This is a genomic window from Rhodopirellula sp. UH5, from assembly GCF_056839225.1.
In genome coordinates this window covers 2,082,292-2,098,780 of sequence record NZ_CM166390.1, presented here as the reverse complement: position 1 = coordinate 2,098,780, position 16,489 = coordinate 2,082,292, and the positions used below count along the sequence as shown (strand labels likewise).

The window sequence follows — 16,489 nt, the reverse complement described above, 5'->3', positions numbered from 1 at the left end:
GAGCCATTTGCACATACCCTTAAAGGGTGCCACTTTTCCATTCTACAGAGCAGATTCATGCGCCGCGAAACCCTCAATCGACGTTCACCAAAAACTAGCCTACGCGTCGAGACGCTCGAACGCAGACAGCTTCTGGCCGGCGATTTGGCTGGCGGAGTCATGGAAGCCGCTCCGATGTACGCGGTCACGGAATCAGCTTGTGTAAGCCTCATGAGCTTCGAATCGTCAAGTTCTCCGCTCGTTGCGAGTTCCACGCCGGATGCTCAAGAATCGATTCAGGAGCTTTGGGTGCGACCGAATCTGCAATTTGGATCTCGGGGCGACTGGCTTACCACGATCAACGGAAAGGCTGATTTCACGTTCGCCATTCCCTCAGGCGTCGAATCCATTGCCAAGGTTACCGTCGTCGGTATTGCCTCGTCGAATGGGACTACGACATTCGATGTGGATCGCTCGCTCGCCTCAGCTGGGGAGCGGATCAACCAAGATTCAGAGAGATTTCGGAATCTTGGACCCGTCGAACTACGACGCAACCGGGTAGTGGAATTCGACTTGACCTCAATAATACCGCAATCGACGGAGGCTGGTTCAGACTACGTTGCAATTGAGTTTGAAGCCGACAATCAGTGGGCGGTGAAGGTCATCGGTCTACGAGTTTCCTACATTGGCAGCGCCGGCATCGCTGGGCCTCAAGGCCCCGCCGGTGCTGATGGTGCAATTGGGCCGCAGGGAGTTGCTGGCCCAATCGGACCTCAAGGTGACCGAGGCATCGCTGGACCTCAGGGTCCCGCCGGTGCTGATGGTGCAACTGGGCCACAGGGAGTTGCTGGGCCCGTCGGGCCTCAAGGTGACCAAGGCGTCGCTGGACCTCAGGGACCCACTGGTGCCGATGGTGCAACTGGGCCGCAGGGAATCGCTGGCCCAATCGGACCTCAGGGTGACCAAGGCATCGCTGGGACTCAGGGACCTGCCGGTGCCGATGGAGCAATTGGACCGCAGGGAGTTGCTGGCCCAATCGGACCTCAAGGTGACCGAGGCATCGCTGGACCTCAGGGTCCCGCCGGTGCTGATGGTGCAACTGGGCCACAGGGAGTTGCTGGGCCCGTCGGGCCTCAAGGTGACCAAGGCGTCGCTGGACCTCAGGGACCCACTGGTGCCGATGGTGCAACTGGGCCGCAGGGAATCGCTGGCCCAATCGGACCTCAGGGTGACCAAGGCATCGCTGGGACTCAGGGACCTGCCGGTGCCGATGGTGCAATTGGACCGCAGGGAGTTGCTGGCCCAATCGGACCTCAAGGTGACCAAGGCGTCGCTGGACCTCAGGGACTCACCGGTGCTGATGGTGCAATTGGACCGCAAGGACCTGCAGGAGTCGACGGTGTCGCTGGCCCCGTCGGGCCGCAAGGACCAGCCGGTGACCCTCAAACCTCGATCGATGGCTTGAGTGGCGGTACTGTAGATGGAGATGTCGTAGTCGACGGATCCCTCGATGTCGCGGGCTCTGTGACCTTCAACGGCAACTCGCTCGACGCTGCACTCGCAGATTTAGTATCTCACAGCCAGCTCTCATCCCTGGAGGTTATGATTGACGCACTGTCGGCCGAATTGAACAGTTTGCGGGTCCATGAAAGTCAAGGCAATGTTTGCGGCGCGGGGACTGCCGGTGTCATACGATACTCACCCGATTCCGCAAACTTCGAGGGATGCGACGGAACCGAGTGGAAGCCGCTTTCGACGCAAAACCAAACTCAAAAGCTATCCATTAGTGTTCAGGGCAATCTTGTCTCTTTCACTGACGCAATGGGCGATGTGCATCAGCTTGATGTTTCGCAGGCTACTGTTCCTGGGCAGTTCCTTGTTGATCAAGATGGTTTCATCGCTTTTGAAAATGGCTATGGACTCAACGATTCCAAGTTCTTCTTTAACTTGACTGGTGCCAATTCGATTTCTGCTACTCTCCTTCACAACGAGGACGACATCCCTCGAGCAGGTCTGTACTTTGCGACTGACAGCGGGAACAATTACTCTCAAGTTTGGGGTAATACGTCGACTCCAACCTTCGTGCTCAGCCGCGAGGGATTCGCCGGTAACTTCCTGCAGGGCTTCGTGGGGTATGAGATCTTGCTGGCGTAGTCCCGCTCGTTCTTTATCCGAAAAAGCCTTCGTCTGAAGGCCGTGTAGACGTGGTCTTCCCAGAGTTTTCGGATGCAGTCGAAAACTGGCAAGCCAGAATGCACGAACAATTGCCTTGAGCCAAAGCTACATCGGGACGTCTCAGTACGTGACGTTTCGATAAGACCCAAATACGCTTGTTGCCAGTGAGTGAACGTGAGAACCGCCAAGAGCGATGAGATTGCCTGATCACTGTCCCGGCAGCGACGACACATTCATTGAATGGCCCTTGGTCAAAGGACCGGTTCCTCAACCGAAATTGCCCATGCCTAAATAAGTTGTCTTTTTGCGCTACGCATACCCGATGCTGTCGGACCGTACCGGCCGCGTTATCGTCGCTTCACGCGAGAAGGACGCCTTAGGCATGGCCCCACCGAGGCGATTAATGATTGAGGTATCGTAAAGCTAGACGCTTTTCGTTCTCCACAGAAAACAGCTTCATTTGCTCTTCACGTAGAGTAGCCATAGCCTCACAGCTTATAAGGGCGAAACAGCACGAACCTCGTGCTCAATGGGTTCTAAATTCCCGCCCAAAACGAGCTACGTATAGGTGCCGGCAGTTAGTTCCCTGGCTCTCCGGCGTGGTGAACTTTGTGTCAGCCACTGTCGCTTTCGGCTGGTGCGGCATCTCTTCTCAGATGTGACGCAGTTGCTCCGCTCGCTTGCGAAAAAGCAGGGGACACGGCACTTCTTTTTCTTGCGATCGACGACTCTCGTTGATTTCGCAGACAGCTTGATTCACAAGGAGGAATCGATGTCAAACCGATCGCGGCGCAACCGCCGATTCGGTTCTCAGAACCAGAACGGTGCGTTGCCGCATCGTCCAAATTCACTGCCGCTTTGGTGGCGATGGTATCAGGAGAAAAACGCCATTCTCAAAATCAGCCGTCGTGAACTGCGCCGGCAGAGGACTCAGCTCAAGGGCAAAACTGCTCGGACCGTTGATCGACAACATGGGGTGCGACGATGACTGTGCCGGAGCCCCCGGATGACGCCAAGGTCGTTGGCTCGGAGTCGGGCGATCAAGCCGCTACTCCAATGACACCATCGGCTGCTTCCTCAGCCGGTCAACTTGAGGATTTGATTGACCTGATCGCCCGACTCGCCGCACAACGGCGTCTGCGGGAAGCCAGGCAATCCCTCACCAAAGAATTCACAAACAAACAACCAGAAAACGAACTGGAGAAACCATGACTCACTGTTTTTATTCGCCTCTGTTGAATGAACTGATCTGCGACAAGGGACCGTCTGCGTCGGTCTTGCAAGACATCGCAGCCGCCGAACAACTTCACACGCTGGCGGTAAAGCTGGACGGAATATGCGATCGGGTCTCGGGCCAAGTCGACGCGGCAGACAAAGCGATCGGGGCGGCCGACAGCGTGATCCGCCGAGCCCACCAGCTCGGACTGTATCACCACCAATTGGTGATTGGGCCGGTTGCGATCAGTCGGCTATACGGGCCGGACGGTCCACCTGAGTGCGTCGAGCTGACGCAGGCTGCTGTGACAACTGACCTCGGGTGCGCTGCAGTTGTCTGGTGCTCGGACGACTACGAAGAGTGGCTAGATTCGGATGAGCTTTACGACGCGGTCTCGAAGCGATGCGTGCCGCTATGTGATTGCGGGCCCGCGGTGCGGGTGAGGCTCGCCAGGGAGATTCCAGGTCTGCTTCGCTCATTACTGTGGGGTGTTGAGAAAAGCCGCATTCTAACGTAGTGGGCAACGCACGCTTCACCTTGGCAATCCCGATCTAGAGATCACTGCAGACCCGCGATGCGGGACGCGGCACGAAGCGAAATCCTCTCACGTGATGTCCCGTGGACTTGATGTTTCGGTCGTTGCTCGCTTAAGCGAGTTGATTCGGAGCATTTGTGGGCCTGGTGATCGTCCAGGGTTGTCTTTCTCCGAGGACCGCCCTCAATCGGGGCGGTCCGTTTATCTCGACTCGACGAAAATGCCAAACGGTTTGCGGAGCGAAACCGAACTATTCCCATCTACCTGCTTAGGAAGGTTCTCCATGACAATCAAACAATCGCTCTTCAGTTCGGATGAACTCTTCATCCTCATCGCTCGGCTTGCCGCGAAACGCAGGCTCGGTGATCAGCAAGCGAAGTACATCGAGGGGCGGAACGCTGGCTCCGAGAAACATCCTCAATGCGAAACCGATCCCGACGCCGGTAAGTAAGAGTTATCGCGATGGCACGAAGTGCACCTCGACCGTTCCGGAACTGCGACGCATGCGTCTCCGTTTAAGCGGTGACCACCCGCTTCGCTGGTGAACCAGCATTCATGGCAGCGAATGATTATCGTATTCGCCTTGTTTGCATGTTTGGCAGTACGCGGCTTTTGGTGATGCCGCCCTTTGCGAAGGTTGATTCAATCGGATGCGGAAGACTACGAAGGCCTCGAAGCGGAGCGGGCAACCAGGCGATGATGATCGGACGAAGCGAGTCAAAGCTCGAAAGCAGCTTCGCGCTTGGTTGACTCGATTCGGGAAGGACGAGATCAAGCTCCAGACTGAGGAGGATGTTGAGCAACAGGCAAGACATCTCGTCTCGCTAGTTCGCGAAACGCACTCGCGAAGCAGTTCGGCTGCTCACCGGCGGTTCAAAGAAATCGCAGCCGCCGTCGATGATCAGATTGGCCTGATCGACCAAAGCGAAAAGCACATGAAGATGCTCTATGAAAGACTGATTCGTGCGGCGGAACTCGAAGTCGACTTTGAGTGTCCTTGGGCTCACCTGCTGATGGAACTAGAGCGCAAGCCCAGACAACTGCCTGTTGCCAAGGCGCTTTGGGATGCCAACAAGGACCTGTCAGCAGAATGGACAATCCCGCTCGGTGACTTCGTTTACAAGGTTTGGGGGTGCGATTTCATAAAGACCTCAACGATTCGCTCGATCATCAGCAAGCTTGCGAAGTTTATTAACGAGCGAGGAGTTGGCCTGAAAATTGAGGTGCATGACAGTGAGGGCGTGCACCGAATCGATTGCGAACTTACCTAGCTTAGCCGCCGTTTGCCAAATTCAGTTTGTGCTCGACACATCTACCAGTGTGAACGTCGGGCAGATGGTCGAGCTGCCAACTCGATTTTCACTTGATGCGTCGCCTCAACTGCACGTTTTTGGCGAGCACATGAGTGATTCTCCGAATCGAACGATCTCCGTCCCCAAACGATTGGACGCCCGTTCAACGCGGATTGAACTGTGGCGTCCGAAAAGCGACCGATCAAGCGACCCCCTCGCGTTCACGTACCAGCAAGCAGCTGAGGCGTTGCAGGTCAGCGTGTCGACGAACGAGCGTGTCGACGAACGAGCGTCGCGTCAACGACGGTGATCTGAAGGTCGTGATGATCGGCAACCTCCCCCGGCTCGGCAACACGGTCGAGGTAGCGATGCGACACGACGTTGCCATCAAGAAGCGAAAATATGACGGGCCCCGCCAGGACAGAAAGAATCGCTCATTGATCAACTGACACCCATTCCAATTACCCTCGTTTCAAGCAAGGAAAACAAGATGATGAAGCCCAGCAAAGTCGGGACAGAAAGCGGGACACTCAGTGCCATTCAGAGGCATTCACAGAGGTTCACGCGAAGTGACAAAGTGCGGAAAACACCGTGTTTTCCGCATCCTATGATGTATCTGATACCCCCGACAGGATTTGAACCTGTGACCTGCGCGTTAGGAATGCGCTGCTCTATCCAGCTGAGCTACGAGGGCGAGTGGGTGACAATTTGCTGCTTGAGTCTACGTTGCTGACCGCGGGGCTGGAAGATCGTTTGGAAACCAACAGGACGCTGGTGCCCGTTGTCATGGGAAGCAAATGGTGGGACGTGAGAGTTCAATGATATCCTCTTCGATCGAGAGCATCGACTCGATTTCCAGACTGCCGTAGCGTGAAAAACCGGTGTGGACGACGAGGTTGTCCGTCATCTGGGCCACTCCGTCGTGGTGCGTATGACCACACAGGACAACGTGCTTGCGCTTGGGGGCTTGTTCGGCCGCGGTTCGAAGAACTCGGCCGAGTTGCCCGCAGACGAAGAAGGGGGCCCAGTTGTCGTCGGTCGTTTGGCCTTCGTACCAACACGCTTCGCGGAATGGCGGCACGTGCGTGGCGATCAAGACTTGCGTGATCTCATCGGGCAGATTGCGGAGCTTTTCATCGATCCGGTCCGCGACGGCTCTGCCCTCGGCGTTCAGCAAGGACTGCCAACCATCCGGGTTGCTGGTGCGAAAGTCTTCGATCAGTTGGAAGTCGTTCAGACGCACAATGGAGCCTGCGTAATCGCCCTCCGTCGCATCGCCCCAGCCATCGTCACCGATCAAAACCGTGGATGCGTTGAGCGTCACGGCAGGGTGATCGGTGAGGTAGGTCAGCTGTGGAACGTCACGGCACAGAGCGATCAGGTCACGTCGCGTGGACGCGATCGATTTGCCGTAGAAATCGTGGTTGCCGAGCACGAACTGAATCGGCCGATCCAGAGTTTCGGCCAGGCATCGCAATTGGTAGGCAACATCGTCTCCCTCGGACAAATCGCCCGTGATCAGAATCGCGTCGGGATCCAGGTCCAGCAGCTTTGCAGTCCACGACTGCCAAACATCCAGTTTGGCATGGTCAAAGTGTGGGTCGGTGATCCACGCGATTCGGCGAAGAGGCTGATTCAAGGAGACGTTGCAACGACTTGGGAAAGACGAAACCTCAGGCGGTGGCGGTGGCACCAGCGGCTTCGGCCAAGGCTTCCGCTTTGTCAGTCTTTTCCCAAGTGAAGCCATCGCCTTCGCGACCGAAGTGGCCACCGGCAGTGGTTTCAACGAACACGGGACGACGCAGTTGCAAGTGATCGATGATGCCACCGGGAGTCAACGGGAAGTGCTCTCGGATCAGTTCGCAAAGTTTGGCGTCGTCGATCGTGCCGGTGCCTTCGGTGTCCACGTGAACGCTGACAGGTTCGGTCACTCCGATCGCGTAAGCCAGTTGAACTTCGCAGCGTTCAGCAAGGCCTGCGGCGACAATGTTCTTGGCAACGTAGCGAGCCATGTAGGCAGCACTGCGGTCGACCTTGGTCGAGTCCTTGCCACTGAAGGCACCACCACCGTGACGGCCCCAGCCGCCGTAGGTGTCGACGATGATCTTGCGACCGGTCAAACCGCAGTCGCCGTGAGGTCCACCGATGATGAATTTGCCGGTTGGGTTGATGTGGTACTTGATGTCGCCCTTGTCCAGCTCGGCAGGGATGGATGGTTTGACGACGTTTTCGATCACGAACTTTTCGATTTCATCGTGCGAAACGTCGGGGCCGTGTTGAGCGCTGACGACGACAGCTTCGATGCGAACCGGGCGATTGCCTTCGTACTCGACCGTGACTTGGCTTTTGTTGTCAGGACGCAACCAGTCGACTTCTTTATTGAAGCGAGCTTCGGTGATGCGGTTGATGATGCGGTGCGACAACGCGATCGGCAGGGGCATCAATTCAGGCGTGTCTTTGCAGGCGTAGCCGAACATCAGGCCTTGGTCGCCCGCACCGATGTCTTTGCCCGAGGCTTCGTCGGAGTTCACGCCTTGCGCGATGTCGGGGCTTTGGGCGTCCAAGCGGATTTGCACTTCGCAGGTTTTGCCATCGATTCCGATGTCGGGATCGTCGTAGCCAACGGCGACGATGGTGTCGCGAACAATTTTTTCGTAGTCGACGTCAGCTTTGGAAGAGATTTCACCGGCGATGACGGCCAACCCGGTGGTGACCAGCGTTTCGCAAGCGACACGGCTGTTGGGATCTTGGGCCAACAGTGCATCCAAGATGCTGTCGGAAATTCGGTCCGCCAGCTTGTCGGGGTGGCCCATGCTGACCGATTCACTGGTGAAAAGAAAACGGCCTGATTCGTTACTCACTACACTGATCTCCGGGAAAACAGACGAAAATGATCGCCGTTGGAAATTGGTTTCCTCCCGCGACGTGCCCCATAGCGTAAAGTCTGGTCACGACGGCGCAAAGCGGCACAAATAACGGAAAAGAATCGCTCCTGAGCTGCCATGGCTTCCTCACGTCCTCACGAACCGAACACGAACGCCGGGGATTCCGACGGACCAGGATCCAATCGTCCGCGCGGCAGTCGTGTCCCGGGCAACCTGCCTGCCGTCGAGACACCGTGGCAGCGGCCGACCGTCTCGACTTGGCCGCTGGTTGGTTCCTGTTTGGTTCACCTGATTTTGATTGGCTCGATTTTTGGCTGGGTGCAATCTCGATCGGCGGGGACGATCGACCAGCCGACGACCAGTGTCGGTGTGGCGATGGCCTACCGGATGCCGGACCGAACGCTTTATGTCACCGAAGATTCAGCGGAAGAGTCTGACGCCGCGACCGCAAACCCCTCGGATCGACCAGTCGACGAACGATCCAAGTCCGTCGATTCGACCGATGCGGAGCAGTCTCAGTCGAGTGCTTCGCCCGCGTCGGCACCGCCTGCGGGCTTTGTGCCGCCCGTGGATTTGGACGGTTTGTTTGCCGAGATGACGCGTCGCGGTGTGGCAGCGGGCGAGTCCGAGGGGACCGGCGTCGAAGGCGTGCTGCAGTTTGGCGACGGCAAGACCGCGGATCAGTTGGGCACCGGTGAATTGGTTCCCGGTACGACACGCGCAGGCGAAGGGGCTGGTCAAACGACCACCTCCGTGTTTGGTGTTTCGGGATCCGGCAGCGCGTTTGTGTATGTGTTCGACCACAGCGAGAGCATGTCCGCTTCCGGTGGAAAGCCTTTGCGAGCGGCCAAGCAAGAATTGATTCGAAGTTTGCAAACGTTGAGTGAGCGTCAGCAGTTTCAGGTCATCTTTTACAATGATCGCCCCAAGGCGTTTTCACCCGATGGGCAGTCCAGCGGTTTGGTTTTGGGTGAAGAAGGCAATCGCAAACTGGCCGAGGCGTTTGTCCAGCGGACGGTGGCGATCGGCGGCACCGAGCACCAGTTGGCATTGCGGATGGCGTTGCGATTGGCGCCGGACGCGATCTTTTTTTTGACCGATGCGTCAATTCAAACGATGAACGCGGAACAGATGGCGGACATCCGCCGGAGAGCGGAGCAAGCCGGCACGGTGATCCATGCGATCCAGTTCGGCTCGGGCCCGGAGCCCGCGAATTCGTTCATGAAAGAAATCGCACGTCAGAATCGCGGCGGGTATCGCTACTTGGATGTGATCTCAGGCGGCTGAGGGAATCGTTTTCCAATCCGCTTCCGAGGTCGTGCAGCAGAGTAGAACAGTTGTCCTCAACTGTTCCGTCGGGCAGCCTTCCATCGCCAAACCTCATCGCACCCAAGTCCCCTTTCAAACGTTCGCGTCACACTGCTCGACGAAACCAACCCGTCACGCAAACATCTTGGGACAAATGTTCTACTCTGAAAGGACATTCAGGCCCCCTGTTCGCGCAGAGGTCGTGCCGTTTACTGAGACCGCGTTTTGGCGGGTTTCTGCATTGGAACACCTCTCCTGAAACGAAGTTTGGGGGGGAGCGACGCCGTTCAGGCGTACGCGAGGGAGGAGGCTGAGCAGGGGAAACGGCGCGGATGGCCCTCCCCCGGAAATCTAGCTGAACGCTCGTTTTCCGACCCCTCCCAACTTCGTCGGGCGGGGTTCTTAAGCAACGCGTGAACAACAAGCGACGATGTTAGCGGTGTGGCGCAAGTCGCTCGGTGAGGAACCGGAGGGCTCGCGCCCTTCCGCTACGTCACTTGTTGTTCATGTGGTGCTAAGGCGCTACTGGCACGATGCTTAAAAGCTGCACGACCTCTGCGCGGGCGGGGTTATTAAGGCGTTGTGAGGGGCTTGGAATGTGGCTGGCACCTTGTGCCATTATCAACAGGCTGGTTTGCAGGAGACCGAAGTCTGGCGACTCCGGCTACGGTTTGATGGGGGGCGAAATCGGGCTAACCAGAGTGAGAGCGGGGCCGCTTCTAGCGCCAGTTCGGGCGGATTTCACCGGCACCTGCTTCTTCGGCGTCCAGGCGTGCTTGGGGAATGATGCGTCGAAACTCGGAGGCTGAGCCGCGAATCGAGGCCCCCATCAGCAGCAATCCCAGGCGGACCTCCTCACGCTTTCTCAGGGGAGCCTCGATCACACCGGGGGCCAAGGATTCCGCCTCGCCACGCAGGAAAACGGTCACGTTGTTCAGTCCATCGCCCAGTCGTTTGCCCGCGTCTCCCCCGACCACAATCGTGCCGCCCAGGGCTCCGGCACCGGTGTCATCGCCGACGCTTCCACGAACAAAGATGCTGCCGCCACGCATTGCCGCACCGACGCGGTCGCCTGCCGAGCCGTAGACGGCCAGGGTTCCGCCGGTCATCGCCGATCCCAATCCGCAGCCCGCATTGCCAGTGATCAGGACCACACCGCGTCTCATTCCGTCGCCTGCGCCGTGGCCGACGTTGCCGTCCAGGCGAACGTCCGCATCGCGACAAAACGCGAACGCGTAGTCACCGAGGTCGCCAGCGGCCTGGAAACGCAGCGGCGTTTCGCAACGCATCATGGCAGAGTGCTGGCCATGCAGGCCGGTCAACTCGACCAGTGGCGCGGGAGCCTCTGGGTCGGTTTGACAGGGAATCGATTGCATGGCCGATCGCAATTCGGCATCGGACAGGTGGGAAATGTCCCAAGAATGATCGGGCTGATGGGGTTCCTTCGTCACGTCACGCTCCATGGGTGGCAATCGCTCGGACGATTTGTTGTAACCGGTTGGCGGCCCGCTCGCACACCTCCAAGACATCCGCGTGATCCGCGGTCACCGGGGCGTCAGGCAGCGCGAGGTTGGTGACGACTGAAATTCCCAGTGTACGAACGCCCGCCGAGGAGGCACACAGGATCTCTGGGACGGTGCTCATGCCGACCAAGTCCGCTCCCAGGCCCCGCATCATCCGGCACTCGGCCCGCGTTTCGTAGTTCGGCCCGCTGACGGCCAGGTACATCCCGCGGCGAAGTCGGAACCCGTGTTTGCGAGCGGTTTGGTGAGCGATTTGATCCAGTTGTGGATCGCAGGTGCTCAGGTGTCGGCGGAACCAACCCGCCGCGGAGGCTTGTTCGGGCGCCGGGCATTCGGCCGCCTGAAACAGGGTCGGCGGTGCTCCCAGTTTGCCATCCAACCAACTGCTGTGTTCGTCGAGCAGGACGAGATCGCCGACTGAAAAACCGGGATTCAGCCCGCCTGCCGCACAGCTGACGACCAGTTCGCTGATTCCGATGCCCGCCATCAGAGCGACGGGCCGAGTGACGTCTGGCAGCGAGTGTCCCTCGTAAACGTGCAGTCGGCCGGCCATCGCGATGATTGGCCGCGACGCCAAGTGCCCCACAATGAATTCGCCTCGATGCCCGGCAGCAGTGGACGCGGCCAGCCCTGGAATCTCGCCGTAGGGGATGACAGTGGGGGATTCGATCGCATCGGCGAGTCCCCCCAATCCGCTGCCCAGCACGACTCCCAGGGGCGGTTTGGGAGATTCAGTCAGAACCGGGAATTTCGCTCGCAGAGCCGCCAGCGATTCGGAGAAATCGGGAGGCGAGTGGGGGACGGCGGAATGGTTGAAGTTGGCGGGCAAAATCGTTTCAAAAATCCAATGTCAGGGAAGATCCGTACGCAAAGACGAGCAAAGATTGCGCCTGATTCGTTTTGGGGTTCCCGATCGGGGCCACCTTTGCGATATTTCCGTTCGATTTCTTGGCGAGATTCGAAACGGATGTCCGGGCGATTCCCGGTATTGCCAGTCTACACCCCCCAACAATTTTTGACGATTCGTCGGCCACCCTCCAAATCCACCCGGAATTTCTGCGACATCCATGTCAGTGGTGTCGACGGGCGTGCTTGGAACCGCCGCATTGGTCGCGCTTAGGTGAAGTATTATGAATTTGGAGAAAATCAGAAACATTGGTATCAGTGCCCACATTGACTCGGGCAAGACCACTCTGAGCGAACGGATCCTGTTTTACAGCGGTCGGATTCACAAGATCGAAGATGTTCGTGGTGGTGGTGACGGCGCGACGATGGATCACATGGAACTGGAAAAAGAACGTGGGATCACGATCACCAGTGCCGCGACCAGCGTGACGCACAAGGGTTATCACATCAACTTGATCGACACGCCCGGCCACGTTGACTTCACCGTCGAAGTGGAACGTTCGCTGCGTGTTCTCGATGGTGCGGTGTTGGTTCTTTGCAGTGTCGGTGGTGTGCAAAGCCAGTCGATCACCGTTGACCGTCAAATGAAGCGATACCAAATTCCTCGCTTGGCGTTCATCAACAAGATGGACCGCACCGGTGCCAACCCCCGACGCGTGGTTGAGCAACTGCGCGAGAAACTTGGTGCCGATGCCTTCCTGGCTCAGATTCCAATCGGTGCGGAAGAAAACTTCCGTGGCGTCGTCGACCTGATCGAAATGGTGGCCTACACGTTCGAAGGCGACCAAGGCGAAAAGGTTGTCACTGGCGAAATCCCAGCGGACTTGAAAGACGAAGCGGAAGAGTCACGCGTCGCGATGTTGGATTCGTTGTCCAACTACAGCGATGAAGTGATGGAATTGTTGCTCAGTGAAGAAGAAGTGCCCAAGGACATGATCTACAAGGTCATGCGTCAGGCCGTCCTGAACGGTGCGACCCCGGTCTACATGGGCAGTGCGTACAAGAACAAAGGTGTTCAGCCCTTGCTCGACGCCGTCACCGAGTACTTGCCCAGCCCGCTGGATCGTGAAATTTACGGTCGCGACCCTTCCGACGAAGACAAGAAGATCGAATTGGCTCCCGATCCGGAAAAGCCTTTCGTCGGAATGGCCTTCAAGATCGCCGAAGATCCGTTTGGTCAGTTGACCTTCATGCGTATCTACCAAGGCACGATCAAGAAGGGCGAGGCCTACACGAACCAACGTTCCACCAAGAAAGAACGGTTCAGCCGGATCGTGCGAATGCACAGTGAAAAACGAGAGGAAATTGACGAAGCCAGCGCCGGCGACATCATCGCCGTGATGGGCATCGACTGTGCCTCCGGGGACACTTATTGCAGCGAGCGCGATTACGCGACGTTGGAATCGATGTTCGTGCCAGAGCCCGTTATCAAGATCGCCGTCAACCCACTCAACCGTGGCGATGGCGACAAGATGAGCAAGGCGTTGCAACGCTTCCGCAAGGAAGACCCAACGTTCAGCGTTTACACCGATGAAGAAACCAACGAGATCTTGATCTCGGGCATGGGTGAGTTGCACCTGGAAATCTACATCGAACGCATTCGTCGTGAATACGGCGTCGAAATCGAAGTCGGTGCTCCCAAGGTTTCTTACCGCGAAAGCCCGACCAAAGAAGTCGACTTCAACTACAAGCACAAGAAGCAAACCGGTGGTTCAGGTCAGTACGCTCACATCGTTGGCAAGCTGATCCCGATCGAATCGGAAAGCGAAGACAGCTTCGAGTTCGAAGAAAAGGTCGTTGGTGGACGGATTCCAAAGCAGTACATCCCGGCTGTTGAAAAAGGCTTCCGCGATATCCTGGGGAAAGGCCCAATCGCTGAGTATCCCGTCGTGGGAACCCGCATCGAGCTGCTCGACGGTAGCTACCACGATGTTGACTCCAGCGAAAAAGCCTTTTACACGGCTGCTCAAGGTTGCTTCCGCGAGTACTTCAAGCAAGCTGCTCCGAAGTTGCTCGAGCCGATCATGAGCGTGGAAATCGAAGTGCCAGAAGACTTCCAAGGAACCGTGACTGGTGACGTGATTCGTCGTCGTGGTCTGATGACCAGCAACGATACCAACGAAGGCATGACCGTCATCCGTGCAGAAGTTCCTTTGGCAGAAACCTTTGGTTACGCCACTGACCTTCGCAGCATGACTCAAGGTCAAGGAACGTTCACGATGGAATTGGCGGCCTACCGTCAGACCCCGTCGAACATCCAAGAAGAGATCATTGCGGAACGCAAGAAAGAAGAATTGGCCGGCGCTCGCTAAGCCACCCTGCCAGTTCAAATGAACCGAAAACCACGCAACTCACGTTGCGTGGTTTTTTTGTGCGCGAGATCAGTCGCTGCCTTTTGCGTTCCCGATCGGGAGTGGCGACCAAACGGTTACTCACCGATGATTTTGACGAGGATTCGCTTTCGACGTCGCCCATCAAACTCGTAGTAGAAGATGTGCTCCCAAGGCCCGAGGTGAAGCTCGCCTTCGGTGATTGCCACGACAACCTCGCGTCCCATGATCTGGCGCTTGTGGTGTGCGTCGGCGTTGTCTTCGCCCGTTCGATTGTGCAGGTACCCGCCCGAGGCCGGATCCGTGCCGGCGTTGAATGGAACCAGTTCCTCAAGCCAACGTTCATAGTCAGCGTGCAATCCGGATTCATTGTCGTTGATGAAGACGCTGGCGGTGATGTGCATGGCGTTGACCAACACCATGCCTTCTTGGATGCCGCTCTCTCGAACCAGTTGGTCGACTTCCCGGTGGATCGAAACAATTCCGCGACGGTTGGGGATTTCCATCCACAGTTCTTTGGTCAATGACTTCAACGTTGGACTCCGGGCATCGTTCGAGGGGCAAAGGTTTCTGAGGAAGGCGAACTCAAGTCGCGACACGACGTTCGCGAAATGGTTGCGGGTTCCGAATGACATTCATGTTTCACCGATGATTTTATGAGATGATGGTCCGGAACGCGATTCGTTGCTTTCGCGTGGACGTGTCTTTGCAACCAACTTCACCATGCAGCGCCAGCCATCGCGATGGCCGGTTCGCATGGAATCCTTGAACTGTTTGAGTCTCGCCCCGTGTTTGGAAAAAGATGGACGTCCGGTTTATTGCTGTTGCTGGGGACCTTTTCGGTGACCGTTTCGAATCTTCGCGCGGAGGACCTTCGGCCGTTGGAAACAGATGTCTCCAGCGCCGAAGCAACCCAGCGTTTGGCTGAGATGGTGTTGAGTCGAGACGAGCATTTTCGCTGGGAGATCCGTGATCGTGGGAACTTCGGTGGGTGCGACTACGTCGTGGTGCATCTGGTCTCCCAAGCGTGGCAAGGAGTTCCTTGGCAACACGAACTGTACATTTTGAATCCGCCGGAGGTGGATCCGAATGAATCCAACGCGTTGATGCTGATCAGCGGTGGGTCTTGGAAATCCGAGTGGGGATCAGATGGTCCGATGGAAGTCAAAGTGCCTCGCGAGGCGGTTGTGCTGGCGAGTTTGGCGATGGAGGTGAAGACACCGGTTGCGATCCTGAAACAGGTTCCCTTTCAACCGATGTTTGATGGGCTGAAGGAAGACGCTTTGATTTCGCTCACCTTTCAAAAGTTTTTCGAAACGAAAGATCCCGAGTGGCCGTTGTTGCCGGTGATGGCGCGTTCCGCTTCGGCTGCCATGGACGCGGTCGTCGGAGCAACCAAGGAGGAATGGGGTTTATCGCTGGATGGATTCACGGTGACCGGAGCGAGCAAACGTGGATGGACGACTTACTTGGTGGGTGCGACGGACCCGCGCGTCAAGGCGATCGCCCCGATGGTCATCGACATGTTGAATCTGAATGTGCAAATGAAACACCAGATCGAAGCTTGGGGAGCCTACTCGCCTCAGATCAAGGACTACACGCAGCGTGGTCTTCAGGAAATGATGTCCACGCCAAGCGGGAAAACGTTGATGCAACTGGTGGATCCCTATGAGCACCGGGCGGCCTTGGAGATGCCGAAGCTCGTGTTGCTGGGAAGCAATGATCCCTATTGGCCTGCCGATTCAGCGCAGCATTACTTCGACGATCTGCCCGGTTCCAAGTGGCTGCTGAACATTCCGAACAATGGGCACGGGTTGAATGACATCTCAAGAATGGTGGGGGGCGTTTCGGCGCTGCATCGATCGGTCTGCCAAGACAACGTCATGCCGGATTGGAAGACGCGTTCGGAATCGACGCCTGAGGGGGTGAAAATCATTGCGACGAGTGATCAAACCCCGACCAAGGTGATGGTTTGGACCACAACCTCGCCCACACGTGACCTCCGATCCTCGCATTGGAAGTCGACGCCCTTGAAGGTGGATGAGAATGGGATCTGGAGTGCGCAAGTCAATTCGCCAAGCTCCGGGGCCGAGGCAGCCTTCATGGAGGCACAGTACGAAACGGGCGGCACCTTCCCGCTGTCATTGACCTCGCAGATTTACGTGGTGGAGTGAGTCTTCGCTTGTCACGCAGTTAAGCACCACGTGAACAACAAGTGACGTAGCGGAAGGGCGCGAGCCCTCCGGTTCCTCACCGGGCGGCTTGCGCCACACCGCTAACATCGTCACGTGTTGTTCACGCGTTGCTAAAAGTCACCGGTGAAAGTCAACGGTTCTTCAG

General features: G+C 57.2%; 14 protein-coding genes and 1 tRNA gene. 9 read left to right on the top strand and 6 right to left on the bottom strand.

Annotation, left to right across the window (positions count from 1 at the left end):
• The first annotated feature begins 664 nt into the window (after window positions 1-664).
• The 6 genes from UH5x_RS07670 to UH5x_RS07645 all read left to right on the top strand — a co-directional run bounded on the left by UH5x_RS07670 (window position 665) and on the right by UH5x_RS07645 (window position 5,507).
• Window positions 665-1,444, top strand: coding sequence for a hypothetical protein (locus tag UH5x_RS07670; protein ID WP_482635293.1), 780 nt, complete (start codon window positions 665-667; stop codon window positions 1,442-1,444).
• A complete protein-coding gene (locus tag UH5x_RS07665; protein ID WP_482635292.1) occupies window positions 1,441-2,133 on the top strand; it encodes a hypothetical protein in 693 nt (230 codons plus the stop codon). The genes UH5x_RS07670 and UH5x_RS07665 overlap by 4 nt, the downstream gene beginning before the upstream one ends.
• A 1,229-nt stretch (window positions 2,134-3,362) precedes the next feature.
• Window positions 3,363-3,887: a hypothetical protein gene (locus UH5x_RS07660; RefSeq protein ID WP_482635291.1), complete on the top strand. Its 525-nt coding sequence runs from the start codon at window positions 3,363-3,365 to the stop codon at window positions 3,885-3,887.
• Window positions 3,888-4,188: 301 nt separating this feature from the next.
• Window positions 4,189-4,356, top strand: a complete 168-nt coding sequence (locus tag UH5x_RS07655; RefSeq protein ID WP_482635290.1) for a hypothetical protein — start codon at window positions 4,189-4,191, stop codon at window positions 4,354-4,356.
• Between the two features lie 295 nt (window positions 4,357-4,651).
• Window positions 4,652-5,176, top strand: coding sequence for a hypothetical protein (locus tag UH5x_RS07650; protein ID WP_482635289.1), 525 nt, complete (start codon window positions 4,652-4,654; stop codon window positions 5,174-5,176).
• Window positions 5,177-5,306: 130 nt separating this feature from the next.
• Window positions 5,307-5,507, top strand: coding sequence for a hypothetical protein (locus tag UH5x_RS07645; protein ID WP_482635288.1), 201 nt, complete (start codon window positions 5,307-5,309; stop codon window positions 5,505-5,507).
• 310 nt (window positions 5,508-5,817) lie between these two features.
• Here UH5x_RS07645 and UH5x_RS07640 read toward each other — a convergent pair.
• From UH5x_RS07640 to metK, 3 genes are all read right to left on the bottom strand, one after another.
• Window positions 5,818-5,891: transfer RNA gene (locus UH5x_RS07640), tRNA-Arg, on the bottom strand.
• Window positions 5,892-5,981: 90 nt separating this feature from the next.
• The gene (locus UH5x_RS07635) at window positions 5,982-6,836 is read right to left on the bottom strand and encodes a metallophosphoesterase family protein (protein WP_482635287.1); all 855 of its coding nucleotides are present in this window, start codon (window positions 6,834-6,836) and stop codon (window positions 5,982-5,984) included.
• A gap of 34 nt (window positions 6,837-6,870) precedes the next feature.
• Window positions 6,871-8,058 carry a methionine adenosyltransferase gene (gene metK, locus UH5x_RS07630; RefSeq protein ID WP_047814248.1) on the bottom strand — a complete coding sequence of 396 codons (1,188 nt, stop codon included), beginning with the start codon at window positions 8,056-8,058 and terminating at the stop codon, window positions 6,871-6,873.
• Window positions 8,059-8,199: 141 nt separating this feature from the next.
• Here metK and UH5x_RS07625 point away from each other — a divergent pair, with 141 nt between their 5' ends.
• Window positions 8,200-9,369: a vWA domain-containing protein gene (locus UH5x_RS07625; RefSeq protein WP_047814247.1), complete on the top strand. Its 1,170-nt coding sequence runs from the start codon at window positions 8,200-8,202 to the stop codon at window positions 9,367-9,369.
• A gap of 740 nt (window positions 9,370-10,109) precedes the next feature.
• Here the strand turns inward: UH5x_RS07625 and UH5x_RS07620 are convergent.
• Both UH5x_RS07620 and UH5x_RS07615 read right to left on the bottom strand, forming a co-directional pair.
• Window positions 10,110-10,841 carry a tributyrin esterase gene (locus tag UH5x_RS07620; RefSeq protein ID WP_482635286.1) on the bottom strand — a complete coding sequence of 244 codons (732 nt, stop codon included), beginning with the start codon at window positions 10,839-10,841 and terminating at the stop codon, window positions 10,110-10,112.
• A gap of 1 nt (window position 10,842) precedes the next feature.
• Window positions 10,843-11,742, bottom strand: coding sequence for a purine-nucleoside phosphorylase (locus tag UH5x_RS07615; protein ID WP_482635285.1), 900 nt, complete (start codon window positions 11,740-11,742; stop codon window positions 10,843-10,845).
• A 301-nt stretch (window positions 11,743-12,043) separates the two neighbouring features.
• Between UH5x_RS07615 and fusA the strand changes: the two genes are divergently transcribed.
• Window positions 12,044-14,131 carry an elongation factor G gene (gene fusA, locus UH5x_RS07610; RefSeq protein WP_047814245.1) on the top strand — a complete coding sequence of 696 codons (2,088 nt, stop codon included), beginning with the start codon at window positions 12,044-12,046 and terminating at the stop codon, window positions 14,129-14,131.
• Between the two features lie 116 nt (window positions 14,132-14,247).
• Here fusA and UH5x_RS07605 read toward each other — a convergent pair whose 3' ends face one another.
• Window positions 14,248-14,682, bottom strand: a complete 435-nt coding sequence (locus tag UH5x_RS07605) for a secondary thiamine-phosphate synthase enzyme YjbQ (RefSeq protein WP_482635284.1) — start codon at window positions 14,680-14,682, stop codon at window positions 14,248-14,250.
• Between the two features lie 210 nt (window positions 14,683-14,892).
• Here UH5x_RS07605 and UH5x_RS07600 point away from each other — a divergent pair, with 210 nt between their 5' ends.
• Window positions 14,893-16,323, top strand: coding sequence for a PhoPQ-activated pathogenicity-related family protein (locus UH5x_RS07600; protein ID WP_482635283.1), 1,431 nt, complete (start codon window positions 14,893-14,895; stop codon window positions 16,321-16,323).
• The last annotated feature ends 166 nt before the right edge of the window (window positions 16,324-16,489 follow it).